Origin of the sequence: Streptomyces sp. NPDC006309 (assembly GCF_040613095.1) — a bacterium.
Lineage (GTDB): Bacteria > Actinomycetota > Actinomycetes > Streptomycetales > Streptomycetaceae > Streptomyces.
Genome location: NZ_JBEXRO010000001.1, coordinates 181,128 through 204,637, shown reverse-complemented (window position 1 = coordinate 204,637; position 23,510 = coordinate 181,128). Strand labels below are relative to the sequence as shown.

Sequence of the window (23,510 nt, the reverse complement as noted above, 5' to 3'; positions counted from 1 at the left end):
TCCGGCGCACTTTATGTCCCTTTTGTATGGACTGCTGGCGCCGGTCCCGCATACTGGGACGGGCCCGCGCCCCCGGAGCGGCTCGGCTAGGCTGCGGAGCATCATGCGTTCCTGGCTGCTCCTTCTTAGCTGCCGCGGCGAGGGCCTGTAGTCGAGGCCGACTCCCTCCCCGCGGAGCTTGGCGTTGCGTCGTCGGCCGTCCTTCCGGACCTCCTGAGGAGCCTTACGCATCATGGCCAACCGCCAGCAGCCCAGCCGTATGCCGATCCACAAGTACGGCCGTTACGAGCAGGTCGACATCGCCGACCGCACCTGGCCCGGGAAGCGGATCACCGCCGCCCCCCGCTGGCTCTCGACCGACCTGCGCGACGGCAACCAGTCCCTGATCGACCCGATGTCGCCCGAGCGCAAGCGCCGGATGTTCGACCAGCTGGTCGCGATGGGCTACAAGGAGATCGAGGTCGGCTTCCCCGCCTCCGGCCAGACCGACTTCGACTTCGTGCGCTCCATCATCGAGGAGGAGGGCGCGATCCCCGAGGACGTGACCGTCTCCGTCCTCACCCAGGCCCGCGAGGACCTGATCGAGCGGACCGTGGAGTCCCTGAAGGGCGCCCGCCGGGCCACCGTCCACCTGTACAACGCCACCGCGCCGGTCTTCCGCCGCGTCGTCTTCCGCGGCTCCAAGGACGACATCAAGCAGATCGCCGTCGACGGCACCCGCCTGGTGATGGAGTACGCCGAGAAGCTGCTGGGCCCCGAAACCGAGTTCGGCTACCAGTACAGCCCCGAGATCTTCACCGACACCGAGCTGGACTTCGCCCTGGAGGTCTGCGAGGCGGTCATGGACGTCTACCAGCCGGGCCCGGGCCGCGAGATCATCCTCAACCTGCCCGCCACCGTGGAGCGTTCCACCCCCTCCACGCACGCGGACCGCTTCGAGTGGATGCACCGCAACCTCTCCCGCCGCGAGTACGTCTGCCTGTCCGTCCACCCGCACAACGACCGCGGCACGGCCGTCGCCGCGGCCGAGCTGGCCCTGATGGCCGGCGCCGACCGCATCGAGGGCTGCCTGTTCGGGCAGGGCGAGCGCACCGGCAACGTCGACCTGGTCACCCTGGGCATGAACCTGTTCTCCCAGGGCGTCGACCCGCAGATCGACTTCTCCGACATCGACGAGATCCGCCGTACGTGGGAGTACTGCAACCAGATGGAGGTCCACCCGCGCCACCCGTACGTGGGCGACCTGGTCTACACGTCCTTCTCCGGCTCCCACCAGGACGCCATCAAGAAGGGCTTCGACGCGATGGAGGCCGACGCCAAGGCCAAGGGCGTCACGGTGGACGACATCGAGTGGGCCGTGCCGTACCTGCCGATCGACCCCAAGGACGTCGGCCGCTCCTACGAGGCCGTCATCCGCGTCAACTCGCAGTCCGGCAAGGGCGGTGTCTCCTACGTCCTGAAGAACGACCACAAGCTGGAACTGCCGCGCCGCATGCAGATCGAGTTCTCGAAGATCATCCAGGCGAAGACGGACGCCGAGGGCGGCGAGATCACGCCGAAGGACATCTGGGCGGTCTTCCAGGACGAGTACCTGCCGAACCCCGGCAACCCGTGGGGCCGCGTCCAGCTGAAGACCGGCCAGTCCACGACCGACACGGACGGGGTGGACACCCTGACCGTCGAGGCCACCGTCGACGGCGAGGACACCGTCCTGACCGGTTCCGGCAACGGTCCGATCTCGGCCTTCTTCGACGCCCTCCAGTCCGTCGGCGTCGACGTACGCCTGCTGGACTACCAGGAGCACACGATGAGCGAGGGCGCCTCCGCGCAGGCCGCCTCGTACATCGAGTGCGCGATCGGTGACAAGGTCCTGTGGGGCATCGGCATCGACGCGAACACGACGCGTGCGTCGCTGAAGGCGGTCGTCTCCGCCGTCAACCGCGCCGCCCGCTGACGCCTCCGACCAGCCTTTCCGGGGCCCCGGCCGTGCGGTACGACGGCCGGGGCCCCGTCGGTTCTCGGCCACCGCGCACCCCAGGTCACGGAAAGGTCTCTTCCGGGGTACTGACTCAGGCTCCTGACTGTGGCTAACATCACGCCAGTGCGGCGATGTTGCCGTGCGGTTACGGAGGTGCGACGTGCTGCCAGTACGGGGACGAGACGGCCGTGCCGCCAGGGCTGCGCGCATCCTGGGCACCCGCACCGCGTGGACCCGCGCCGGGGACGGCGACTTCTACTGCCCCGGCTGCGGCGGCGACCGCAACTACCAGCGGCTCACCGGCCGTCGCCGCCTCACCCTGCTGGGCGTGCCCGTGCTGCCGCGCGGGGCCACCGGGCCGGTCGTGGAGTGCGCTGCCTGCCGCCGGCACTTCGGCACCGACGTCCTGGACCACCCCACCACCCGCCGCTTCTCCGCGATGCTCCGCGACGCCGTGCACACGGTCGCCCTCGCCGTGCTCACGGCGGGCGGTACCGGCTCCCGTACGGCCCTGGAGGCGGCCGCGACCGCCGTCCGCGCGGCCGGCTTCACCGACTGCACGGAGGACCAGCTGGCCGCCCTGGTCGACGCGCTCGCCGCGGACACCGGCCGGTTCTTCGAGCAGCCGGGCAGCGCGAGCCTGACCATAGAGCTGCACGAGGCCCTCGGCCCGCTCGCCCCGCACCTGGCCCCCGCCGGCCGCGAGGCACTCCTCGTCCAGGCCGCCCGCATCGCCCTCGCCGACGGCCCGTACACCCCGGCCGAACGCGACGCCCTCGCCACGGTGGGCGCGGCCCTCACCATCTGCGCCGACGACGTGACCCGCCTCCTGACAGCAGCCCGCACCCCGTCCTGACAGCGGCCCGCACCCCGTCCTGACAGCGGCCCGCGCCTCGTCCTGACAGCGGCCCACACCCGCCGGAGCCGCAGCCTGCCCCCGGCTCTCCGCCGTCCCGCCGCTCGGTTCCGGTCCGCCCTCCGCCGGACCGCCTTGCCCCGGTCCGGCTTGCGCCGGTCCGGCTTGCGCCGGTCCGTCTTGCCCCGGTCTGCCTTGTCCCGGTATGGCTTGCGCCGGGCCGTGCAACGCCGGTCCGGCTTCCGCCTGGTGCGCAGCGCCGGTGCGGCCTCCGCCGGGCTGCCCGGTGCCCGCCCGGCCGTCGGTCAGGGCCGTTGGTCCTGCCCGGGCGCTGGGCCCGGACCGGCTTGCCCGCCGGAGGGCGCTCGCCATGGCCCGCCCGGTCGCCCGGCATCCGTCCGGCTCCCAGCGGCGCGCCTGACGCGTGCCCGGCCGTCCGGCCGCCGGTTCGGGCGGCCGTCCCCCGGCTTTTCAGCCGGGTGCGTCCGCCCGTCTGACCCCGCTAGGCAGCCCGGGACCTGTTCCCGCTCGCCTGTCTGTCCGGGTCCGCCGCCTCAGTGCGGTCCGGGCCGTTGGCCCTGCCCGGGCGCTGGGCCCGGACCGGCTTGCCCGCCGGAGGGCGCTCGCCATGGCCCGGCCGGACGGCCGGACAGGCGGGCCGCTGGGAGCCGGACGGATGCCGGGCGACCGGGCGCCGCCGGTTCGGGCGGCCGTACCCTGGTTTTTCGCCGGGCCGCCCGCCCAGCCGGGTGCGTCCGCCCGTCTGACCCCGTTAGGCAGCCCGGGACCTGTTTCCGCTCGCCTGTCTGTGCGGGTCCGCCGCCTCACTGCGGTCCGGGCCGTGGGCCTGCCCGGGCGCTGGGCCCGGACCGGCTCGCCCGCCGGAGGGCGCCCGCCAGGACCCGCCTGTCTGCCTCGGTCCCAGCCGGCCCCCGGTCCCCGTCTGGCCGCCTGCCTGCGGCCAGATGCCCGCGCTGGCCGCCCGGCCCGTCCGGCCGTCGTTCGTTCGGCTTCAAGAGGCGGTGGTGGGCCGGGTGGCCGGGGAGGATCAGGGGGTGATCACACTGTGTCGTCGGTTTCTCGTCGGGCTGGGCCTGCTCGGCCTGTACACCGTGCCGGTGCCCGCGCACGCCTCGCCCGTCGGGTGCGGTGCCTCCGTGCCCTACGTCTCCGGGCGGGACGGTTACGCGGCGTACCGGATTCCCGCGACCGTCGTCACCCGGCAGGGCACCGTGCTGGCCTTCGCCGAGGGGCGGCGGGGCGGGCTGGGGGACAGCGGGGACATCGACGTCGTGCTGCGCCGTTCCGCCGACGGCGGCTGCACCTGGGGCCCGCAGACGGTCGTGGCCGCCGGGCGGGGTGACACCCGGGGCAACCCGGCGCCGGTGGTCGACCCGCGCACCGGCGAGGTCGTCCTGGTGAGCTGCGGCAACAGCGGGGCCGTCACCCAGGCGCAGATCATGCGCGGCGAGGTCCCCCCGGAGCGGGCCCGCCGGGTGTTCGTGCAGCGAAGCCGGGACGACGGCCGGAGCTTCACGGCCCCGCGGGACATCACGGCCGGGGTGACGCGCCCGGACTGGCGCTGGTACGCCACCGGCCCCGGCCACGCCCTCGCCCTCACCCGGGGTCCGCACGCCGGCCGCCTGCTGGTCCCCGCCAACCACTCCGCCGCCCCGCCCGCCGGTTCCCCCGACACCGGCCAGGAGCCCCGCTACCACGGCGGCCACGCCCTCTACAGCGACGACTCCGGCCGCACCTGGCACCTGGGCTTCGTGGACGCCGGCTACGACGGCGTGACCGACGCCGACGAGACCAGCGCCGCCGAGCTGGCCGACGGCCGCCTGTACCTCAGCTCGCGGGACCAGGACGGCACCGCCCCCGGCAACCGCCTGGACAGCTACTCGTCCGACGGCGGGCGCACCCTGGACCGCCCCTACGCCATCCAGCCCACCCTGGACGACGTGCCGGTGGTCCAGGGCAGCGTCCTGCGGCTGGCGGGCCCCGGCGCCCCGCTGCTGTTCTCCGCGCCCTCGGTGCCGACGGCCCGCCGCGCCCCGGCTCTGTGGTCCAGTACGGACGCCGGCCGCACCTTCACCCGGCTGCTCACCCTCTCGGACCGCCCGGCCGCCTACTCCGACCTGGTCCAGCTCGGCCCCGGCACGGTCGGCGTCCTGTACGAGACCGGCGCTCAGAGCCCGTACGAGTCGCTGGTGTTCCGCAGGATCCCGCTGCCCTGAGAGCCGGTCCCGAGCAGTCCGGCCGCCGCCAGGAACCTGCCGACCCGCTCGACCTCCGCGCCGGACAGCGGCACCTGCGGCTCGGCCGTCACCGGGCAGTCGATGACGCCCCGCAGATGCAGTGCGGCCTTGAACGCGCCCAGCGCCGACGAACTGCCGCCCATCCGCGCCGGGTCCCCGACCCCGGTCAGCCCGAACAGCGCGCACAGTCGCTCCTGTTCGGCCCGTGCGCCCTCCGTGTCCCCGGCCCGGCACAGCCGGTAGAGGCGGACGTAGCCGTGCGGGTCGACGTTGGCCAGTCCCGGCACGGCCCCGTCGGCGCCCAGCGCCAGCGCCGCGTCGGTGATCAGCTCCGAGCCGGTCAGCACGCCGAACCCGGGGTGGGCGCGGGCGCCGGTGACGACCTCCCGGAAGGCGGCCAGGTCCCCGCTGGAGTCCTTGACCCCGGCCAGCACCCCGTCCCCGGCGAGCCCCAGCAGCAGCTCGGCGGGAAGCTTGGTGTGCACGGCGGCGGGGATGTCGTAGGCGATCACCGGGACGGGGCTGGCGGCGGCGATCCGGCGGTAGTGGTGGACGATCTCCGCGGGGTGGGTGCGGGCGTAGAAGGGTGCGGTGACGACGACGGCCTGCGCGCCGGCCGAGGTGACCGCCGCCACGTGTTCGAGCACCCGCGGGGTGGTCATGTCGACGGCGCCCGCGAGGACGGGCAGCTGTCCGGCCACGTGGGCCGTCACGGCCGCCACCACCTGGCGGCGCTGCGCGTCCGTCAGGAAGGCCGCCTCCGACGTGGAGCCGAGCAGGAACAGCCCGTGCACCCCGCCCTCCACGAGATGGCCCACCAGGCGCAGCAGCGAGGGCACGTCCACCTCGCGCTCGGGTGTCAGGGGCGTGCAGACGGGCGGGACGACACCGGTGAGCGGGGCGGGGAAGGTCATCGGGGCTCCTGGCGAGCGGGGTCGCGGGTCGGCTGGTCCTCCTCCACAGGATGGTGGCAGCGGTAGCGGTGTCCGGGCTGCGACGCGGCCGTGAAGTCCGGCATGGCCTCGGCGCACACCGCGTCCGCCTGCCGGCAGCGGGTGCGGAACGGGCAGCCGCTCGGCGGCCGGGTCGCCGACGGCACCGGCCCGGTCAGCGGGATCGGTTCGACGGGGTGCAGCAGGCCGGGCGTGGCCGAGAACAGGGCCCGGGTGTACGGGTGCCGGGCGCCGCCGTTGATGCGGCCGGCCGGGGTCTCCTCCACGATCCGGCCGAGGTACATGGTGATCACCCGGTCGCTCATCCGCCGTACCGTCTGGATGTCGTGGGAGACGAACACCAGCGCCAGACCGAGGCGTTCACGCAGGTCGAGCAGTAGGTTGAGGATCTGCGCGCGGACCGAGACGTCCAGGGCGCTGGTCGGTTCGTCGGCGACGAGCAGGGCCGGGTCCAGGGCCAGCGCGCGGGCGATCGCGACGCGCTGGCGCTGCCCGCCGGACAGCTGGCCGGGCAGGGCGTCGGCGAGGGCCCCGGGCAGGCCGACCAGACCCATCAGCTCCCTCACCCGCTCCTCCCGTTCGGCCCGTGTGCCGCGTGCGTGGACGTCCAGCGGGTCGCGCAGGACCCGGCGGACGGTCAGCCGCCGGTTCAGGGCGGTCGACGGGTCCTGGAAGACCATGCCGACGCCCGCGCCGACCGTGGCCCGGCGTTCGGCGGGCGGCATCGTCCACAGGTCCCGGCCCCGGAACGACACCGTCCCGCGTACGGGCCGTTCGATGCCCACCAGCACCTTCGCCAGCGTCGACTTCCCGCATCCCGACTCGCCGACCACGCCGACCGTCTCACCGGCGCCGACGCGCAGGCCGGCGCCGGTCAGCGCGTACACCCGGTCGCGCCGGAACAGGCCGCCGCCGCGCGCCCGGTGGACGACGTGCGCGTCCCGTACCTCGACGACAGCGGTCACGGGCGGGCCTCCTCGCTCTGCGCCGACGTCAGGTCCACCGCCGGGTGGTGGCAGGCGGCCGTGTGCGCGGGGGTGCCCGCGAGGACCGGTGCGGCCGTACGGCACACCTCGCCGGCGAGCGGGCACCGGTCGGCGAACCGGCAGCCCGCGGGGAAGCCGGCGGGGGCCGGTACGACCCCCCTGATCTGCGCCAGCCGCTCCTCGGCGGACTCCAGCGACAGGACGCTGGCGAGCAGGCCGCGCGTGTAGTGGTGGGCCGGCGCGGCGACCAGGGCGGAGGTCACCCCGCTCTCCACGATCTGCCCGCCGTACATGACCACCACCCGGTCGGTGACGTCGGCGACGAGCGCGAGGTCGTGCGAGACCAGGAGCAGAGCGAAGCCCAGTTCCCCGCGCAGCCGCAGCAGCAGTTCCATGATCTGGGCCTGCACGGTGACGTCCAGGGCCGTCGTGGGTTCGTCGGCGACGATCAGGCCCGGCTCCCGGGAGAGGGCCATGGCGATGAGGACGCGCTGGCGCTGCCCGCCGGACAGTTCGTGCGGGTAGCTGCGCAGGGTGCGTTCCGGGTCGAGGCCGACCAGTGCCAGCAGCTCGCGGGGGCTGCGGCGGCCCCCGCGCCGGACCAGCTGGGCGAGCTGGGCGCGGACGGTCATGGCGGGGTTCAGCGCGGACAGGGCGTCCTGGTGGACCATGGCCATCTCGTGGCCGAGCAGCCGCCGCCGGGCCCGCGCCGGTTCGGCGAGCAGGTCCCGCTGCCGGAACCGCACCTGGCCCCGCACCCGCGCCCCCTCGGGCTGGAGGCCCATGACGGTCAGCGCGGTCAGCGACTTCCCGCAGCCCGACTCGCCGACCAGGCCCAGCACCTCACCGGCGTACACCTCGAAGCCGACCCCGGCCACGATGTCCACGCCCCCGTGCCGGCCGGGGAAACCGATGGTGAGGTTCTCCACGGCGAGCACCGGCTGCCCGTCCCGGGAGGGCAGCGGCCGGGCCCGGGAGCGCAGCCGGCGGGCGGCCTCGGCCAGGCCGGGCAGCGGGAGCACCTCGCCGCTGCCGGGCTCGGGTGTCTCCAGCCGGTCCGGCGGCGCCGCCACCTCGCGCGGTGCGGGCGCCGCCCAGGCGTCGGAGACCCCCTCGGACAGGATGTTCAGCGACAGCACGGTGAGCAGGATCAGCAGCCCGGGGAAGACGGTGGCCCACCAGCCGCCGGTCAGCACCATGTTCTTGCCGTCTGCGATGACACTGCCCCAGGACGGGTCGGGGGGCCGTACGCCCGCGCCGATGAAGGACAGCGACGCCTCGAACACGATGGCCTCGGCGACCTGGACGGTGCAGAACACCAGCACCGGGGCCGCGCAGTTGACGGCCACGTGCCGCAGCACGATGTGCGGGGTGCGGGCGCCGATGACCCGTTCGGCGGTGACGTAGTCCTCGCCGTACTGGTCCAGGACGTTGGCGCGGACGACGCGGGCCACCGGCGGGGTGAACAGGAAGGCGAGGGCGCAGATCAGTACGCCGATGCCGCCGCCGAACACGGCGACGAGCACGGCCGCGAGGGCGATGCCGGGGAACGCCATGACCACGTCGAGGCAGCGCATCAGCGTCTCGTCGACGGAGCGGCGGGAGGTGGCGGCGAGCGCCCCGAGCAGTGCCCCGGCGACCAGGGCGAGCGCGGTGGCCCCCAGGCCGATGGCGAGGGACCACCGGGCGCCGTGCATGAGCCGGCTCAGGATGTCCCGGCCCAGGCTGTCCTGCCCCATCCAGTGCGCGGCGGACGGGTGCCCGGTGCCGCCGGCCGGGTCCTGCTGGTCCAGCGGGTCGTCCGGGGCGAGCAGCGGGGCGAGTACGGCGACCAGGACGACCAGGGCCAGGAAGCAGACGGCCGCCTTCGACGACAGCGGCAGCCGGCGTAAGCCACGCAGCCGGACGCCGGGCCGGGAGAGCCGCTGGGTGAGACGCGCGCGCGTGATCATCAGCCCGCCCTCAGACGTGGGTTGACCAGCAGGTACAGGAGGTCGATGACGAGGTTGACGACGACGAACCCGGTGGCGGTGGTCAGGACGACGCCCTGCACGACGGCCGGGTCACCGTTCTGCACGGCGTCGATCATCAGCTTGCCCATGCCGGGCAGGGAGAAGATCGTCTCGATGACGACGGCGCCGCCGAGGAGGTAGCCGACGCGCAGCCCCAGCACGGTCAGCGGGTTGACCAGCGCGTTCCTGAGGACGTTCCGGCCGACCACCACCAGGGGCGGCAGTCCGCTGCCGATCGCGGTGCGCACGTAGTCCTTGTCCAGCTCCTCCACGACCGACGTCCGCACGATGCGGGTCAGCTGCGCGGCCACCGGCAGGGACAGCGCGACGGCGGGCAGGGTCATGGTCCGCAGCCAGCCGGTGACGGAGTCGGCCGGGTTGACGTAGCCGCCGGTCGGGAACCAGCCCCGGTCGACGGCCAGGTACTGGATCATCAGCAGCGCCAGCCAGAACCCCGGCGCCGCCACCCCGACCAGCGAGACGACCCGGATGACCTGGTCCGGCACCCGGTCCCGGTACACGGCCGCCGTCACCCCGCCCGCCAGCGCCACCACGACCGCGAGCGCGAGACCGAGGAAGGTCAGCTGGAGGGTGAGCGGCAGCGCGGTGGCGACCTGGTCGGCCACCGGGGCGCGGGTGAGGGCGCTGGTGCCGAGGTCGCCGTGGAGCAGGTCGCCGACGAAGTGGACGTAGCGCACGGGCAGCGGGTCCAGCAGCCCATTGCGTTCCCGGAAGTCGTGCAGCTGCCCGGGGGTCGGATTGGCGCCCTGGAAGAACGCGGACGCGGGGTCGGCGTCCGAGAACCGCATCACCAGGAAGACGAACAGCACGATGCCGAGGAGCAGCGGTACGAGCAGGACGATCCGGCGGAGCAGGATGCGTACGACGACCGTCATGCCGTCAGGCCCAGCGGGCGCGCAGGAGGTCGACGCCCGGGTACGGCTGGGCCCGTATCCCGGTGAGCCTGCGCGGGTCCCAGGCCGTCATCAGCTCGTTGTGCACCACCGGGTACAGCACGGCCTGTTCGGCGACCACGTCGATGTAGTCCTGGACCATGGCCTTCTTCTTCGCGGGGTCGGGTTCCCGGGTCGCCCGGTCCATGTCCTTGAACAGCTGCCGGGCGACGGGGTCGTCGGCCCACCGGGTGTAGCGCATCCACAGGTTCCGGGGCCCGTAGTTGTAGTGCATGATCAGGTCCGCGTCGAGCCCGAACTGGTTGGGGTTGGAGGCGGCGGCGACGACCTGGTAGTCGCGCTTCTGGTCCATCTTGGTGAAGACGGCCGTGGTCTCCTGCGGGGCGAGGGTGGTCTCCACACCGACGGCGTCCCAGGAGGCCTTGACGGTGGGCAGGCAGTCGACGATCCAGCTGACGTTGACGGCGAGGATCTCCACCTTGAGGTTCTTCACCCCGGCGGCCCTCAGCAGCGCCTTCGCCCTCGCCGGGTCGTATCCGTAGACGGTCCTGGCCGGCCGGTAACCGGGGTTGCCCTCGTCGAGGAAGGAGGAGGCGGGTCTTCCGTGCCCCTTGAGCGCCACCCGCACCATCTTCTCGCCGTCGATGGCGTAGTGCAGCGCCTGGCGGACCCGCACGTCGTCGAAGGGCTTGTGCCGGGTGTTGAACATCAGGAAGAGGTTGTTCATCCCGGCACCGCCCGCGACCTTCAGCCCGCCCTGCTCCAGGCGCGGGATGTTGGCGTAGGGGACGTTGTCGGCGATCTGGGCGCCGGCGTCGGTCCCCGAGATCTTCGCGACGCGCGAGGCCGCGTCCACGATGGTGAGCCAGTTCATGCGCTTGAACGCGGGCTTGCGGGGGCCGTTGTAGGCGGCGAACGCCTCGAAGGTGGTGTTGGACTTCGGGTGGTGCGCGGTCTGCCGGTACGGTCCCGAGCCGACGGCCAGCCCCCTGACCGCCTCGTCCCAGGCGCCGGGCCGGGAGAAGACGTGCTTCGGCATGACCTTGGCGAGGGTGAGCCGGGCGAGCCCGTCGGGGAACGGAAATCTGAGCACCAGCTCGACCGTGCGCGCGTCGATCTTCTTCGCGCTGTCCAGCCAGCCGGCGAAGAACCCCTTGGCGAGGGTCTCGGTGTGCGGGTCCAGGATGCGGTCGAAGACGAACACGACGTCGTCGGCGGTGACGGGCCTGCCGTCGTGGAAGGTGGCGCCCGGCCGCAGCGCGAACCGCCAGCGGGTGGCACCCGGATCCTTCGGCACCTCGGTGGCCAGCGCGGGGTAGGGCACCCGGGTGATCGGGTCGGTGTCCAACAGGCCCTCGTAAATATGGTTGTTGGCGGCCATCGCGAACGCGGACGCCGTCTGCGTCGGATCCCAGCTGCCGTCGTTGCCGTACCCGATCACGGCGGTCAGCGTCCGCTCCTTGCCGCTGCCGCCATGCCCGGTGTCGTTCGTGGACTGCGGCCCGCCGGAGCAGGCGGCCAGCGCGGCGCCCGCCCCCAGCGCCCCGGCGCTGCTCAGAAACGCCCGGCGGCGCGGCGCCGGTACACCGGGAAACACGTCGTCGCGCACGGGTCCTCCAGCAGGTCGGTGGGGAGGGGCGGGAGATACGACGTCCTACGTCCTACGTCCGATCGGTAGCGCGACCATAGGAGGGGCTGTGGAGGCGGTCAAGACGGCATGCGCGAACGGCCCAGCCGCCAGGGGCAGGCCGCCGGGTGCGCTCAGGCCGTCAGCGCGCCGACGAACTCCGCTGGGTGATGTCCAGCTGGGGTTTTCGAATGGCCTGCTCGAACTGTCCGATGTAGGCGCCGGAGACGAAGACCCGGGCTCCCAGTTCCACCTGGGTGATTCCCGCGTCCTCCCGGCGCCTCTTCAGCTCGGTGCCGAACAACTCCCAGACCGCCTGACGTGAACCGTTGGCCACGGCCAACCCCCTTCACCTGCCGCGCGCTTGCAGGGCGCGGGCGATTGCCGAGTGTAGATGCGGAGCGTCACTCTGGGTGCACGAAGCGTAAAACCGGGAAAGGCAGGGGAACAGAGTGAAGGCTCTCGAAGAGGCGGAGGAGACGTTGCGGGAATTGCGGGTGGCGCTGGACAAGGCCGGGGTCGTACTCCCGTCGCTGGGACTCGACCCGGTGAGTGTCGCGAGAGAGGTGCCCTGCCCGCTGGTGGAACTGGGCCGCTGCTCGGTGGAGACCGCGCGGAGCCTCACGGCCGCCCTGACGGCGTCCCCGGGGGTGGCGCGGTGAAGCCTCCCGCCGGCAGCCATGTGGTCGACACGCGTACCGGTCGGGTCGGCATCGTCACGGGGCACGAGGGGCCGTACGTACAGGTGCGGCCCTACGGCGGGGGCCGCGAGTGGGACGCCGAGCCGGAGGCGCTGCGCGGGGCGACCCTCGCCGAGCGGCTGAGCGCGGCCACGGCGTACGCCAACGCACGCAGCCGCGGAGAGGCGCTGTAGCTCTTCCGCCACGGTGTCAGGGCCGCCGATCTCACCTCGGCCGGCCCGGTCCTGCGGGCCGTCCCGGCCGGCAGCACGCCATCGGCCCGTTCGCGAAACGCGAGGCCGGCGTGGCCTCGATCGGCCATGCTGGGGACCCCAGCGTGTGCACTATGAGGAGGAGACGTGGCTGAGCTGGTCAGCCGTCGGCAGTACCCGGTGGAAGTCGATCACGGTGGCTTCGCGCTGGAGGATGCCGATGACCGGCACGTGCCGGTTGGGTTCCCTGAAGACTTCGAGCGGGATGTGTTCCTTTCCGCTCACCCTGGGCGTCTTGATTTCATGAGTGCGGGTCACACCCACACCGCTGACCTCACTGTCGAGATCTGGGACGCCGAGCCTCCCGTCCCGTCCGGGGCCTGGGAGGAGAGCGCGACAACCAGCTTCTCCTGCTCGTCGGGGGAGTTGCGGGCGAGGTCGATCACCGGCGGCCCGATGCCGGAGCTGATTCCCTTGTCGGATGGTCCGGGGAAGTGGTCCGTGCGGGTGGTGTGCGCGGGCCGAGAAGCACTTGCCGCGCTGGCCGAGGAGGGCGCCGTGGAGGGGGTGGAGCGGTACGTGGCCCAGTTCTGGCCTGAGGGCTAGCGGTTCGGCTCGGTATTCCGCCGGGAAGCCGCCGGGGTTCGACGGCCGGCACGTGCGCGGAAGCTCGGCGAGAAGGTGCAGGCACATCGTCACGGGGGCGGACGGAGCGCGCACCTGGTCCCGCTGCACCGGCAGTTGCCCCAGAGGCGACCGGGCCGTGGCGTGGGGTAAGTCGTGGACATCGCGGGCCCCCGGCGCGTGGCGCCGGGGACCCGTGTCGCACGTGGTGTCCGGGTTACCGCTCAGTCGTCCCGTCGCCTTCATAGGAACGGCGCACCGCGTCGGCGGCCTTGTCGGTCTGGGCGTCGTACTTGTTGCCCGTACGCTCGTCGGCCATGCGCTCAGCGCCCGCGACGCCCTTGTCGGCCTGGTCCGGGTGGCTCTTCGCCATCTCCTTGGCCTTGTCCGCCATGTCACCCAGCTTGCCCATGGGCACCTCCTGTGAGCTTGCGTACATCCTGCCGAGGCGCGGGTACCCGCGGTCCCGGATCTCTCACTGCCTTCCCCGAACCGCTCACTGGCGACAGGCTCCTAGGCCGTGTCGTCGAACTCCCGCCTGCTCCATGACGCCATGCACGCACTCTCGCCGCACCGGGCCCCGACCCGAGTACGTCCAGTACGAGAATCAGGACCCGGCACGCCGAGAGCACGCACCTGACGCCGCAGAGCCCGCCCTCCGGGCGAACGGCGGGAGTTCGACGACACGACCTAGCGGGCGATGACGTCCGGGGCGGCGTCGGGCAGCAGCCAGGGGCCGGTGGCGCGCGGCAGGGCCGCCCCGGCGGCGCCGGTGGCCGCGGCGGTGGCCACGCCCTGCGGGACCCGGCCCGCGAACAGGCCGGCCGGTCCGCCCGGAACGCTTCCCGGATGGGCGAGAATGGTCGCATGAGTCTGTTCCGCGACGACGGCATCGTGCTGCGCACCCAGAAGCTGGGTGAGGCGGACCGGATCATCACCCTGCTCACCCGCGGGCACGGGCGCGTGCGGGCCGTGGCGCGCGGGGTGCGGCGCACCAAGTCGAAGTTCGGGGCCCGGCTGGAGCCGTTCTCCCACGTGGACGTGCAGTTCTTCGCGCGGGGGAGCGAGCTGATCGGGCGCGGGCTGCCGCTGTGCACCCAGAGCGAGACGATCGCGCCGTACGGCGGGGGGATCGTCACCGACTACGCGCGGTACACGGCGGGCACCGCCATGCTGGAGACGGCCGAGCGGTTCACGGACCACGAGGGGGAGCCGGCCGTGCAGCAGTACCTGCTGCTGGTCGGGGCCCTGCGGACCCTCGCCCGCGGCGAGCACGCCCCCCACCTCGTCCTCGACGCCTTCCTGCTGCGCTCCCTCGCCGTCAACGGGTACGCGCCCAGCTTCGGCGACTGCGCGCGGTGCGGCATGCCCGGTCCGAACCGGTTCTTCTCCGTGGCCTCGGGCGGCTCCGTCTGTGTCGACTGCCGGGTGCCCGGCAGCGTCGTACCGTCGCCGCAGGCCCTGATTCTGCTCGGGGCGCTGCTTACGGGAGACTGGGAGACGGCGGACGCGTGCGAGGCGCGCTACGTCCGCGAGGGCAGCGGACTGGTGTCCGCCTACCTGCACTGGCATCTGGAGCGCGGGCTGCGCTCCCTGCGGTACGTAGAGAAGTAGTCCACGGTCGAGGAGACGAGAAGCACATGGTCGTACGCGGGTTCCTGGGGCGCCAGCGGCGCGAGTACACGGCGCCGCAGCCGCATCCGTCCGGTGCCCGCCCGCCGAAACTGCCGGCCGAGCTGGTCCCGGAGCATGTCGCGATCGTCATGGACGGCAACGGGCGGTGGGCGAAGGAGCGCGGGCTGCCGCGCACCGAGGGGCACAAGGTCGGCGCCGAGCGGGTGCTGGACGTGCTCCAGGGCTCCATCGAGGTCGGTGTGCGCAACATCTCCCTGTACGCCTTCTCCACCGAGAACTGGAAGCGGTCGCCCGACGAGGTCCGCTTCCTGATGAACTTCAACCGCGACTTCATCCGCCGGACCCGCGACCAGCTCGACTCGCTCGGCATCCGGGTGCGCTGGGTGGGCCGGATGCCCAGGCTGTGGAAGTCGGTCGCCAAGGAACTCCAGGTCGCCCAGGAGCAGACCAAGGACAACGACCTGCTCACGCTGTACTTCTGCATGAACTACGGCGGCCGGGCCGAACTGGCCGACGCGGCGAAGGCCCTCGCCGAGGACGTGAAGGCCGGCCGGCTGGACCCGTCCAAGGTCAGCGAGAAGACCATCCAGAAGTACCTGTACTACCCGGACATGCCGGACGTCGACCTGTTCCTGCGTCCGAGCGGCGAGCAGCGCACCTCGAACTACCTGCTCTGGCAGAGCGCGTACGCCGAGATGGTCTTCCAGGACGTGCTGTGGCCCGACTTCGACCGCCGTGACCTGTGGCGGGCCTGCGTCGAGTTCGCCTCCCGCGACCGGCGTTTCGGCGGTGCCGTCCCGAACGAGGAACTCATCGCCATGGAGGCCGCCATGAGGGGCGACTCCACCTCGTAGCCGCCGGGCGTTCACCAGGGCCGCCGAGGATGTGGATCATGAGACGTGTCACCCCTGTCCTCGCCCTCGGCGCCCTGCTGCTCACCGCCCTGCCCGCGCACGCCGCCGACGGCCCCGCGCACCGCGAGAGCTACGGCACCAAGGCGCCCTACGCGCCCCGGCAGAACCCGCGCGACTACCGGAAGCCCCCGGCCGGCTTCGTTCCCGTCCTCACCGAGAACGTCTCCCGGCACGGCTCGCGCGCGGCCACCGACAGCGAGGACGGGGACCTGGTCCTCGCGCTGTGGGACAAGGCCGAGGCGGCGGGGCAACTCACGCGCAGGGGCGAGGAGTTCGGGCCCCGGGTGCGGGCACTGCTCGCCGCGATGGCGAAGACCGGTCACGGCAACCTCAGCGGGCGCGGCCGGCGGGAGCTGGCGGAGACGGCCGCCCGCATGGAGAAGCGGCTGCCGTCGCTGTTCGCGAAGATCGCCCGCGACGGCGAGAAGATCGACGTCGTCAGCTCCGGCCAGGGCCGGGCCGTGGACAGCGGCAACGTCTTCGCCGGCGCCCTCGCCGACGCCGACCCCGAGCTGAAGCCGCTGATCGGCCCGACCCGCACCGACAAGGACCTGCTGTACTTCCACAAGGCGGCGGGCGGCGCGGCCTACCGCGACTACCTCGCGGGCGACCAGCGCCTCAAGGACACCCTCGACGGCATCACCGGCCAGGACCGGACGCGGCAGGCCGCCGCCAGCGTGCTGAGGAAGATCTTCACGGACTCCTTCGTCGCACAGATCACCGACCGGACCGGCGCCGCCCAGGCCGTCTACAACCTGTACGCCATCGCCCCCGCGATGAGCGAGGAGAGCCCGGACGGCGCGGGCTGGGGCCTGGAGCGCTACATCTCCCGCTCGGACGCGGCCTGGTTCGGCTACCTCGGCGACGCCGAGGACTTCTACGAGAAGGGCCCCGGCTTCTCGGACAGCGACATCACCTACAAGATGGCCGGTGTCCTGCTCGACGACCTCTTCGAGCAGGTCGAGGCCAAGCGCGCCGGCACCAGCGACCTCGGGGCCGAGCTGCGCTTCACCCACGCCGAGGAGGTCATCCCGCTGGCCGCGCTGATGGGCCTGCCGGGCAGCACCCGGCCGGCGACGCCGGGGGAGCCGTACACGTACGCCGGCAACCCGTGGCGCGGCGCCTCGGTCTCCCCGCTGGGCGCGAACATCCAGTGGGACGTGTTCCAGAAGGGCGACCGCTACCTGGTGCGCATGCTCTACAACGAGAGGGAGACGGCGTTCAGGGCCGGCTGCCGTCCCGTCGCCGGGAACAGCGGCTTCTACGACCTGGACGAACTGGAGCGCTGCTTCGGCCGGGGCTGAGTGACCGGCCGGAATCCGCTCAGCCGGCCGCGCAGTCGGCGCACGTGCCGAAGATCTCCACGGTGTGCGCCACGTTCACGTACCCGTGTTCCGCGGCGATCGCCTCCGCCCACTTCTCGACCGCCGGGCCCTCCACCTCCACCGCCCTGCCGCAGGCGCGGCAGACCAGGTGGTGGTGGTGCTCGCCGGTGGAGCAGCGGCGGTAGACGGACTCGCCGTCGGAGGTGCGCAGGACGTCGACCTCGCCGGCCTCGGCGAGGTTCTGGAGGGTGCGGTAGACGGTGGTGAGCCCGACCGAGTCGCCCTTGTGCTTGAGCATGTCGTGCAGTTCCTGCGCGCTGCGGAACTCGTCGACCTCGTCCAGGGCCGCCGCCACGGCCGCACGCTGGCGGGTCGCGCGGCCCTTAACGGGCGGTCCAGCGGTGGTCACCGGTTGCCTCCTCACGTCTGGCGTCTGCCGGGCCATTGTGCCAGCTGGCACCGACAGTGGTCAGGCGCCGACCTGGTCCCCGGCGTCCCGCGCGACCGGAATCGAGCACTCCGCCGGGTCGCCCGCGGGCCGGGCCGCGGCTGCCGCGCGGGCGCGTCGCCGGGCCAGCGGGGTGGCCAGGGCGGTCAGCGCGACGAACGCGGCGATGGTCAGGAGGACGATCGTGGCGCCCGGCGGGACGTCCTGGTAGTAGGAGGTGACCGTGCCGCTGACGGTGACGGCCACCCCGATCGCCACCGCGATCACCAGCGTGACGGTGAAGCTGCGGCTGAGCTGCTGCGCCGCCGCCACGGGCACGACCATCAGCGCGGACACCAGCAGCAGGCCCACGACCCGCATGGCCACGGTGACGGTCACCGCCGCGGTGACCGCCGTCAGCAGGTTCAGCGCGCGCACCGGCAGGCCCGTGACCCGCGCGAACTCCTCGTCCTGGCTGACCGCGAACAGCTGGCGGCGCAGGCCCAGCGTGACCAGCAGCACGAAGGCGGCCAGGACGCAGATCGCCCGCACGTCGGACGGCGACACCGTGGACAGCGAGCCGAACAGGTACGAGGTCAGGTTGGCGTTGGAGCCGCCCGGCGCGAGGTTGATCAGCATCACGCCGCCGGCCATGCCGCCGTAGAACAGCATGGCCAGGGCGATGTCGCCGCGGGTCCTGCCGTACCAGCGGATCAGCTCCATCAGCACCGCGCCGAGCACCGAGACCGCCGTCGCCATCCACACCGGGGACGTGGACAGCAGGAAGCCCAGGCCGACGCCGGTCATGGCGACGTGCCCGATGCCGTCGCCCATCAGTGCCTGGCGCCGCTGGACCAGGTAGATGCCGACCGCTGGCGCGGTGATGCCGACCAGCACGGCCGCGAGCAGCGCCCGCTGCATGAAGGCGTAGTCCAGGAATTCCATCAGCTCAGCAGTCCCGTGCGGATCGGTTCGGTGCCCGCCGGTGCGTGCGGGTGTACGTGGTCGTGACCGGGCAGCGCGTGCTGGCCGACCGCGCGGGGCGGCGGGCCGTCGTGCAGCACGCAGCCGTCCCGCAGGACGACAGCCCGGTCGATCAGGGGCTCCAGCGGGCCCAGTTCGTGCAGGACCAGCAGGACCGTCGTGCCGGCCTCGACCTGCTGACGCAGGGTCCGTGCCAGCACCTCCTGGCTGGCCAGGTCGACGCCCGCCATCGGCTCGTCCATGATCAGCAGTTCGGGTTCGCAGACCAGCGCGCGGGCGATCAGCACCCGCTGGTGCTGGCCGCCGGAGAGGGCGTCGACGGAGTCCTTGGCGCGGTCCGCCATGCCGACCAGCTCCAGGGCCCGCCGCACGGCCTGCCGGTCGCCCTTGCGGAAGACGCCGAAGCGGGTGCGGGACAGCCGGCCCGAGGAGACGATCTCGGTCACGGTCGCCGTCACCCCGCCCGCGGCCGTGGTGCGCTGCGGTACGTAGCCGACGCGCGCCCAGTCGCGGAAGGACCGGCGGGGGGTGCCGAACAGTTCGACCGTGCCGCCGCTGAGCGGCACCTGGCCGATGACGGTGCGGATCGCCGTCGACTTGCCGGAGCCGTTCGCGCCGAGCAGCGCGACGACCTCGCCGCGGCCGACGGTGAGATCGATGCCCCGCAGTACGGGACGTGCGCCGAGTTCGGCCCTCACGCCGCGCAGGGCTATGACGGGTTCTCGCACGATCCTGCCTTCCGTGCCGGTCACTTGGCGCCCAGCGCCCGGCGGAGCGCGTCGAGGTTGGCCTGCTGGACGGCGAGGTAGTCCTTGCCGCGGGATTTGCCGGTGATGCCTTCGAGCGGGTCGAGGACGTCGGTCCGCAGGCCCGTGTCGTGGGCGAGCGTCCGGGCGGTCCGGTCACTGACGAGCGTCTCGTAGAAGACGGTGCTGACACCGTCGGCCCGGGCAATGCGCTCCAGGTCCTTCACGCGCGCGGCGCTCGGCTCGGACTCGGGGTCGAGGCCGTTGACGGCCTCCTCGGTGAGGCCGTAGCGCTCGGCGAGGTAGCCGAAGGCGGCGTGCGTGGTGAGGAACACCTTGCTCCGGGTGTGCGCGAGGCCCTGCCGGAACCGGCGGTCCAGGGCGGCCAGCTCGCCGGTCAGGGTCGCGGTGTTCTTCCGGTAGTCGGCCGCGTGCCGGGGGTCGGCCTTCTCGAAGGCCCGGCCGACGCCCTCGGCGACCTGCGCGTACTTCACCGGGTCGAGCCAGATGTGCGGGTCCTTGCCCGCCCTCTCGCCGTCCTGGTGGCTGTCGTGGCCGGCCGCGTGGCCGCCGACCTCGGTGCCGTGCTCCTCCAGCGCGGTCAGGCCCGCCGTGTCGATCTTGGTGCCGACCGGGGACTGGGCCACCGCCTCGTCGACGGAGGGCTGGAGGCCCTTCAGGTAGAGGACGGCGTCCGACTGCTCGAGCTGGGCGATCTGCCGGGGGCTGATCTCCAGGTCGTGCGGCTCCTGGCCGGGGGAGGTGAGCGTGGTGACGCGGACGTGCTTCCCGCCGATCCGCTCGGCGAGGAAGGTCATCGGGTAGAACGACGCGACGACGTCGAACTTGCTGGTGTTCGCCGCGACCGCCGTGTCGCCGGAACAGCCGGACAGCGTGCCGGCCCCGAGGGCGGTGACCGCGGTGAGGGCGGCGGCGGATATGAGGCGTCGTCGTACGTTCATGACAGTCATTTTCAACAAACATGGAAACCGTTGTCAACTACGCTCACCAGACGGTCTTCACGGGGGCCGATTTGGTCGTGGGGGAGCATGCGCCGGTAACCTGAATCATTCGCTGGAAGCATCTCGCTTCAACGCCCGTCGTCGTAATGAAGAGAGCACCGTGGCCGCCGACAAGATCGACACCATCGTCAGCCTGAGCAAGCGCCGTGGCTTCGTTTTCCCGTGCAGTGAGATCTACGGCGGACAGCGTGCCGCCTGGGACTACGGACCGCTGGGTGTCGAGCTGAAGGAGAACATCAAGCGCCAGTGGTGGCGCTACATGGTGACGTCGCGCGAGGACGTGGTCGGCATCGACTCGTCCGTCATCCTGGCCCCCGAGGTCTGGGTCGCCTCCGGCCACGTCGCCACCTTCTCGGACCCGCTGACCGAGTGCACCTCGTGCCACAAGCGGTTCCGCGCCGACCACCTGGAAGAGGCGTACGAGGAGAAGAAGGGCCACGCCCCGGCGAACGGCCTGGCGGACGTCAACTGCCCGAACTGCGGCAACAAGGGCCAGTTCACCGAGCCCAAGCAGTTCTCCGGCCTGCTCTCCACCCACCTCGGCCCGACCCAGGACACCGGCTCCGTCGCCTACCTGCGCCCCGAGACCGCCCAGGGCATCTTCACCAACTTCGCCCAGGTGCAGACCACTTCGCGCCGCAAGCCGCCGTTCGGCATCGCCCAGATGGGCAAGTCGTTCCGCAACGAGATCACTCCTGGCAACTTCATCTTCCGCACCCGCGAGTTCGAGCAGATGGAGATGGAGTTCTTCGTCAAGCCGGGCGAGGACGAGCAGTGGCAGGAGTACTGGATGGAGCAGCGCTGGGGCTGGTACACCGGCCTCGGTCTCCGTGAGGAGAACATGCGCTGGTACGAGCACCCGAAGGAGAAGCTCTCCCACTACTCCAAGCGCACCGCCGACATCGAGTACCGCTTCCAGTTCGGCGGCTCGGAGTGGGGCGAGCTGGAGGGTGTCGCCAACCGCACCGACTACGACCTCGGCGCCCACTCCAAGGCCTCCGGCCAGGACCTCTCCTACTTCGACCAGGAGGCCGGCGAGCGCTGGACGCCGTACGTCATCGAGCCCGCGGCGGGCGTCGGCCGCACCATGCTGGCCTTCCTCCTCGACGCCTACGTCGAGGACGAGGCGCCCAACGCCAAGGGCAAGATGGAGAAGCGGACGGTGCTGCGCCTCGACCACCGGCTCGCCCCGGTGAAGGTCGCCGTCCTCCCGCTGTCGCGCAACCCGGAGCTGTCCCCGAAGGCCAAGGGTCTCGCCCAGGCCCTGCGGCAGAACTGGAACATCGAGTTCGACGACGCGGGCGCCATCGGCCGCCGCTACCGCCGCCAGGACGAGATCGGTACGCCGTACTGCGTGACCGTCGACTTCGACACGCTCGAGGACAATGCGGTGACCGTGCGTGAGCGCGACACCATGAAGCAGGAGCGCGTCTCCCTCGACCAGATCGAGGGCTACCTGGGCAGCCGCCTGCTGGGCTGCTGACACCGGCCGAACCGGCCACCCCGGCCCGCCCCTGACCCCGAACTCGGGCTCGGGGGCGGGCTCTGCGCCGCTCACGCCGTCGGGCGGGCCCGCTGTCCAGGTCCGCGCGGAGGCCGTGCCCGGCCGCCGGGCGACGTCCGGTCAACGGTCGTAGAGTGAAGGCGTGTCCAGCCCTCACCGGTCCGGCGCCGACCGCCGCCGCGCCACCGAGGCACGCATCCTCGGCAGCGCACGGGAGCTGTTCGCCGAGAAGGGGTTCGACCGCACCACCATCCGCGCCGTGGCGACAGCGGCGGGCGTCGACCCGGCCCTGGTCATGCAGTACTTCGGCTCGAAGCGCGAGCTGTTCACCCGCGTCTCGCAGACGCTCCCCGCGCTGCCGGCGGCCACCGGCACCGACGCGCTCGTCGAACAACTGCTGGCCTCGCTCGGCCTCGGACTCGGCGGCCTCCCGGAGGGCGCGCTGGCGGTGATGCGGTCCATGCTCACCGACCCGGCAGCCGCCGACCAGGTCCGCGACACCCTCGGCCGGCAGATCGACACCGTCGCCGCCGCCCTGCCCCCGGCCGCGGACCCCGAGCTGCGCGCCGCACTGGCCGTCAGCACCCTGCTCGGCGTCACCATCGGCCATCAGCTGCTCGGCCTGCCCTCGCTGAAGGACGCCCCGGCCGACCGCACGGCCGCGCTGCTCCGGCCGGCCCTCAGGGCGCTGGCGGAACCGCGGGAGCGGTGACGCGCCGGCCGCCGGCACCGGGAGCCGGTGCCGGCGGCCGGACGGTCAGGTCAACGGCCCTGGAGCGCCTTGACGTTGTCGCCGAACGTCCAGTTCTTCGAGCCGTCCCAGTTGAGGGACCACGTCATCAGGCCCTTGAGCGAGGTGCCGTAGTGCTTCCACGCCTGGGAGACCAGGGAGGGGGACATGTAGCCGCCGCCCGCGCCGGACTGGGCGGGCAGCCCCGGGACCTGCTTGTCGTAGGGCACCCTGATCGTCGTGCCCTGCACCACCAGGCCCTTGTTCAGGCAGTCGGTCTGCGCGGTGAAGCCCTGCACCGTGCCCGCCGAGTAGGAGTCGCCGGAGCAGCCGTACATGCTGCCGTTGTAGTACTGCATGTTCAGCCACCACAGGCGGCCGTTGTCCGCGTACTTCTTGATGACCGGCAGGTACGCGCCCCAGATCGAGCCGTAGGTGATGCTGCCGCCGGTGACGTACGCGGTCTCCGGGGCCATCGTCAGGCCGAAGTCGGACGGCATCTGGGCGAGGATGCCGTCGATGATGCGGATCAGGTTGGCCTGGGAGGCGGAGAGCTGCCCGATGTTCCCGCTGCCCGTGAGGCCCGTCTCGATGTCGATGTCGATGCCGTCGAAGTTGTACTTCTTCAGGATCGGCACGATCGTCGACACGAAGCGGTCGGCGACCGTCGAGGACGACAGGTCGATGCCGGCCGCCGCGCCGCCGATGGAGAGCAGGATCGTCTGCCCGGACGCCTTCGCCTGGCACATCTCGGCGGGCGTGGCCACCTTCACGCCGGAGTCCATGCCGTCCTCCCACAGGGCCGTGCCGTCCGAACGGATCACCGGGAAGGCCGCGTTGATCACGTTGTAGCCGTGGGCGGGGATGCGGGAGTCGGTGATCGGGGTCCAGCCGAAGGGCGGGTGGACGCCGTTGGCGGCGCCGTCCCAGTTCTCCCAGTAGCCCTGGAGCACCTTGCCCGCCGGCCGCGACTTCACCGCGCAGGTGTCGGCGCCGGCGGTGGTGGGAGCGGCGGAGGCGGCCGGCGCGGTGGCGACGGCGAGCGGGGCCAGGACGGCCGTGGTGACGGCGGCGGTGAGCAGGCGCAAGGTGCGGCGGAGCATGCGGTCCTCCCGGTGGGGTG

The 23,510-nt window shown here is 72.5% G+C and carries 22 protein-coding genes and 1 pseudogene; 11 read left to right on the top strand and 12 right to left on the bottom strand.

Going from position 1 to position 23,510, the window contains the following annotated elements; all coding sequences use genetic code 11:
* Nucleotides 1-232: 232 nt before the first annotated feature.
* The 3 genes from leuA (at nucleotide 233) to ABZ117_RS00910 (ending at nucleotide 5,071) form a co-directional block, all read left to right on the top strand.
* Nucleotides 233-1,954 carry a 2-isopropylmalate synthase gene (leuA, locus tag ABZ117_RS00920; RefSeq protein WP_356816229.1) on the top strand — a complete coding sequence of 574 codons (1,722 nt, stop codon included), beginning with the start codon at nucleotides 233-235 and terminating at the stop codon, nucleotides 1,952-1,954.
* 184 nt (nucleotides 1,955-2,138) lie between these two features.
* Nucleotides 2,139-2,834: a TerB family tellurite resistance protein gene (locus ABZ117_RS00915; RefSeq protein WP_356816228.1), complete on the top strand. Its 696-nt coding sequence runs from the start codon at nucleotides 2,139-2,141 to the stop codon at nucleotides 2,832-2,834.
* Between the two features lie 1,064 nt (nucleotides 2,835-3,898).
* A complete protein-coding gene (locus ABZ117_RS00910) occupies nucleotides 3,899-5,071 on the top strand; it encodes a sialidase family protein (RefSeq protein WP_356816620.1) in 1,173 nt (390 codons plus the stop codon).
* On the opposite strand, the gene ABZ117_RS00905 is transcribed toward ABZ117_RS00910, so the two are convergent.
* The 6 genes and pseudogenes from ABZ117_RS00905 to ABZ117_RS00880 all read right to left on the bottom strand — a co-directional run.
* Nucleotides 5,023-6,006, bottom strand: a complete 984-nt coding sequence (locus tag ABZ117_RS00905; protein WP_356816227.1) for a dihydrodipicolinate synthase family protein — start codon at nucleotides 6,004-6,006, stop codon at nucleotides 5,023-5,025. The two genes, ABZ117_RS00910 and ABZ117_RS00905, sit on opposite strands and share 49 nt — an antisense overlap.
* Nucleotides 6,003-7,010, bottom strand: coding sequence for an ABC transporter ATP-binding protein (locus ABZ117_RS00900; RefSeq protein ID WP_356816226.1), 1,008 nt, complete (start codon nucleotides 7,008-7,010; stop codon nucleotides 6,003-6,005). Before ABZ117_RS00900 ends, ABZ117_RS00905 begins: the two co-directional genes overlap by 4 nt.
* Complete coding sequence (locus ABZ117_RS00895; protein ID WP_356816225.1) at nucleotides 7,007-8,983, bottom strand: dipeptide/oligopeptide/nickel ABC transporter permease/ATP-binding protein; 1,977 nt, start codon at nucleotides 8,981-8,983, stop codon at nucleotides 7,007-7,009. The genes ABZ117_RS00900 and ABZ117_RS00895 overlap by 4 nt, the downstream gene beginning before the upstream one ends.
* Nucleotides 8,983-9,939 (bottom strand): ABC transporter permease, encoded by a 957-nt coding sequence (locus ABZ117_RS00890; RefSeq protein WP_356816224.1) that lies wholly within the window; start codon nucleotides 9,937-9,939, stop codon nucleotides 8,983-8,985. Before ABZ117_RS00890 ends, ABZ117_RS00895 begins: the two co-directional genes overlap by 1 nt.
* Before the next feature lie 4 nt (nucleotides 9,940-9,943).
* Nucleotides 9,944-11,566: an ABC transporter substrate-binding protein gene (locus ABZ117_RS00885; protein WP_356816223.1), complete on the bottom strand. Its 1,623-nt coding sequence runs from the start codon at nucleotides 11,564-11,566 to the stop codon at nucleotides 9,944-9,946.
* 178 nt (nucleotides 11,567-11,744) lie between these two features.
* Nucleotides 11,745-11,921, bottom strand: a pseudogene (locus tag ABZ117_RS00880) (helix-turn-helix transcriptional regulator); the annotation flags it as partial.
* A 115-nt stretch (nucleotides 11,922-12,036) separates the two neighbouring features.
* On the opposite strand from ABZ117_RS00880, the gene ABZ117_RS00875 reads away from it, so the two are divergent.
* The 3 genes from ABZ117_RS00875 (at nucleotide 12,037) to ABZ117_RS00865 (ending at nucleotide 13,082) form a co-directional block, all read left to right on the top strand.
* Nucleotides 12,037-12,246, top strand: coding sequence for a hypothetical protein (locus ABZ117_RS00875; protein WP_356816222.1), 210 nt, complete (start codon nucleotides 12,037-12,039; stop codon nucleotides 12,244-12,246).
* Nucleotides 12,243-12,458 (top strand): hypothetical protein, encoded by a 216-nt coding sequence (locus ABZ117_RS00870; protein WP_356816221.1) that lies wholly within the window; start codon nucleotides 12,243-12,245, stop codon nucleotides 12,456-12,458. Before ABZ117_RS00875 ends, ABZ117_RS00870 begins: the two co-directional genes overlap by 4 nt.
* 165 nt (nucleotides 12,459-12,623) lie before the next feature.
* Nucleotides 12,624-13,082, top strand: coding sequence for a hypothetical protein (locus ABZ117_RS00865; RefSeq protein WP_356816220.1), 459 nt, complete (start codon nucleotides 12,624-12,626; stop codon nucleotides 13,080-13,082).
* 235 nt (nucleotides 13,083-13,317) lie between these two features.
* On the opposite strand, the gene ABZ117_RS00860 is transcribed toward ABZ117_RS00865, so the two are convergent.
* Nucleotides 13,318-13,512, bottom strand: a complete 195-nt coding sequence (locus tag ABZ117_RS00860; protein ID WP_356816619.1) for an antitoxin — start codon at nucleotides 13,510-13,512, stop codon at nucleotides 13,318-13,320.
* A gap of 455 nt (nucleotides 13,513-13,967) precedes the next feature.
* Here ABZ117_RS00860 and recO point away from each other — a divergent pair, with 455 nt between their 5' ends.
* Genes recO through ABZ117_RS00845 form a run of 3 tightly spaced genes read left to right on the top strand, consistent with a single transcriptional unit; the run spans nucleotide 13,968 to nucleotide 16,953 of the window.
* The gene (gene recO / locus ABZ117_RS00855; protein WP_356816219.1) at nucleotides 13,968-14,714 is read left to right on the top strand and encodes a DNA repair protein RecO; all 747 of its coding nucleotides are present in this window, start codon (nucleotides 13,968-13,970) and stop codon (nucleotides 14,712-14,714) included.
* A 26-nt stretch (nucleotides 14,715-14,740) separates the two neighbouring features.
* A complete protein-coding gene (locus ABZ117_RS00850) occupies nucleotides 14,741-15,589 on the top strand; it encodes an isoprenyl transferase (RefSeq protein WP_356816218.1) in 849 nt (282 codons plus the stop codon).
* A gap of 38 nt (nucleotides 15,590-15,627) precedes the next feature.
* Entirely contained in the window at nucleotides 15,628-16,953 is a 1,326-nt protein-coding gene (locus ABZ117_RS00845; RefSeq protein WP_356816217.1) for a histidine-type phosphatase, read from the top strand.
* A gap of 19 nt (nucleotides 16,954-16,972) precedes the next feature.
* On the opposite strand, the gene ABZ117_RS00840 is transcribed toward ABZ117_RS00845, so the two are convergent.
* The 4 genes from ABZ117_RS00840 to ABZ117_RS00825 are packed head-to-tail and all read right to left on the bottom strand — an operon-like array spanning nucleotide 16,973 to nucleotide 20,093.
* Nucleotides 16,973-17,383, bottom strand: coding sequence for a transcriptional repressor (locus ABZ117_RS00840; RefSeq protein ID WP_121788903.1), 411 nt, complete (start codon nucleotides 17,381-17,383; stop codon nucleotides 16,973-16,975).
* Nucleotides 17,384-17,443: 60 nt separating this feature from the next.
* Complete coding sequence (locus ABZ117_RS00835) at nucleotides 17,444-18,346, bottom strand: metal ABC transporter permease (protein WP_356816216.1); 903 nt, start codon at nucleotides 18,344-18,346, stop codon at nucleotides 17,444-17,446.
* The gene (locus ABZ117_RS00830) at nucleotides 18,346-19,116 is read right to left on the bottom strand and encodes a metal ABC transporter ATP-binding protein (RefSeq protein ID WP_356816617.1); all 771 of its coding nucleotides are present in this window, start codon (nucleotides 19,114-19,116) and stop codon (nucleotides 18,346-18,348) included. Before ABZ117_RS00830 ends, ABZ117_RS00835 begins: the two co-directional genes overlap by 1 nt.
* 17 nt (nucleotides 19,117-19,133) lie before the next feature.
* Nucleotides 19,134-20,093: a metal ABC transporter substrate-binding protein gene (locus ABZ117_RS00825; RefSeq protein WP_356816215.1), complete on the bottom strand. Its 960-nt coding sequence runs from the start codon at nucleotides 20,091-20,093 to the stop codon at nucleotides 19,134-19,136.
* A gap of 160 nt (nucleotides 20,094-20,253) precedes the next feature.
* On the opposite strand from ABZ117_RS00825, the gene ABZ117_RS00820 reads away from it, so the two are divergent.
* A complete protein-coding gene (locus ABZ117_RS00820; RefSeq protein WP_356816214.1) occupies nucleotides 20,254-21,636 on the top strand; it encodes a glycine--tRNA ligase in 1,383 nt (460 codons plus the stop codon).
* Between the two features lie 163 nt (nucleotides 21,637-21,799).
* Nucleotides 21,800-22,369: a TetR family transcriptional regulator gene (locus ABZ117_RS00815; RefSeq protein WP_356816213.1), complete on the top strand. Its 570-nt coding sequence runs from the start codon at nucleotides 21,800-21,802 to the stop codon at nucleotides 22,367-22,369.
* 50 nt (nucleotides 22,370-22,419) lie between these two features.
* Here ABZ117_RS00815 and ABZ117_RS00810 read toward each other — a convergent pair whose 3' ends face one another.
* Entirely contained in the window at nucleotides 22,420-23,490 is a 1,071-nt protein-coding gene (locus tag ABZ117_RS00810; RefSeq protein WP_356816212.1) for a chitinase, read from the bottom strand.
* Nucleotides 23,491-23,510: the final 20 nt, after the last annotated feature.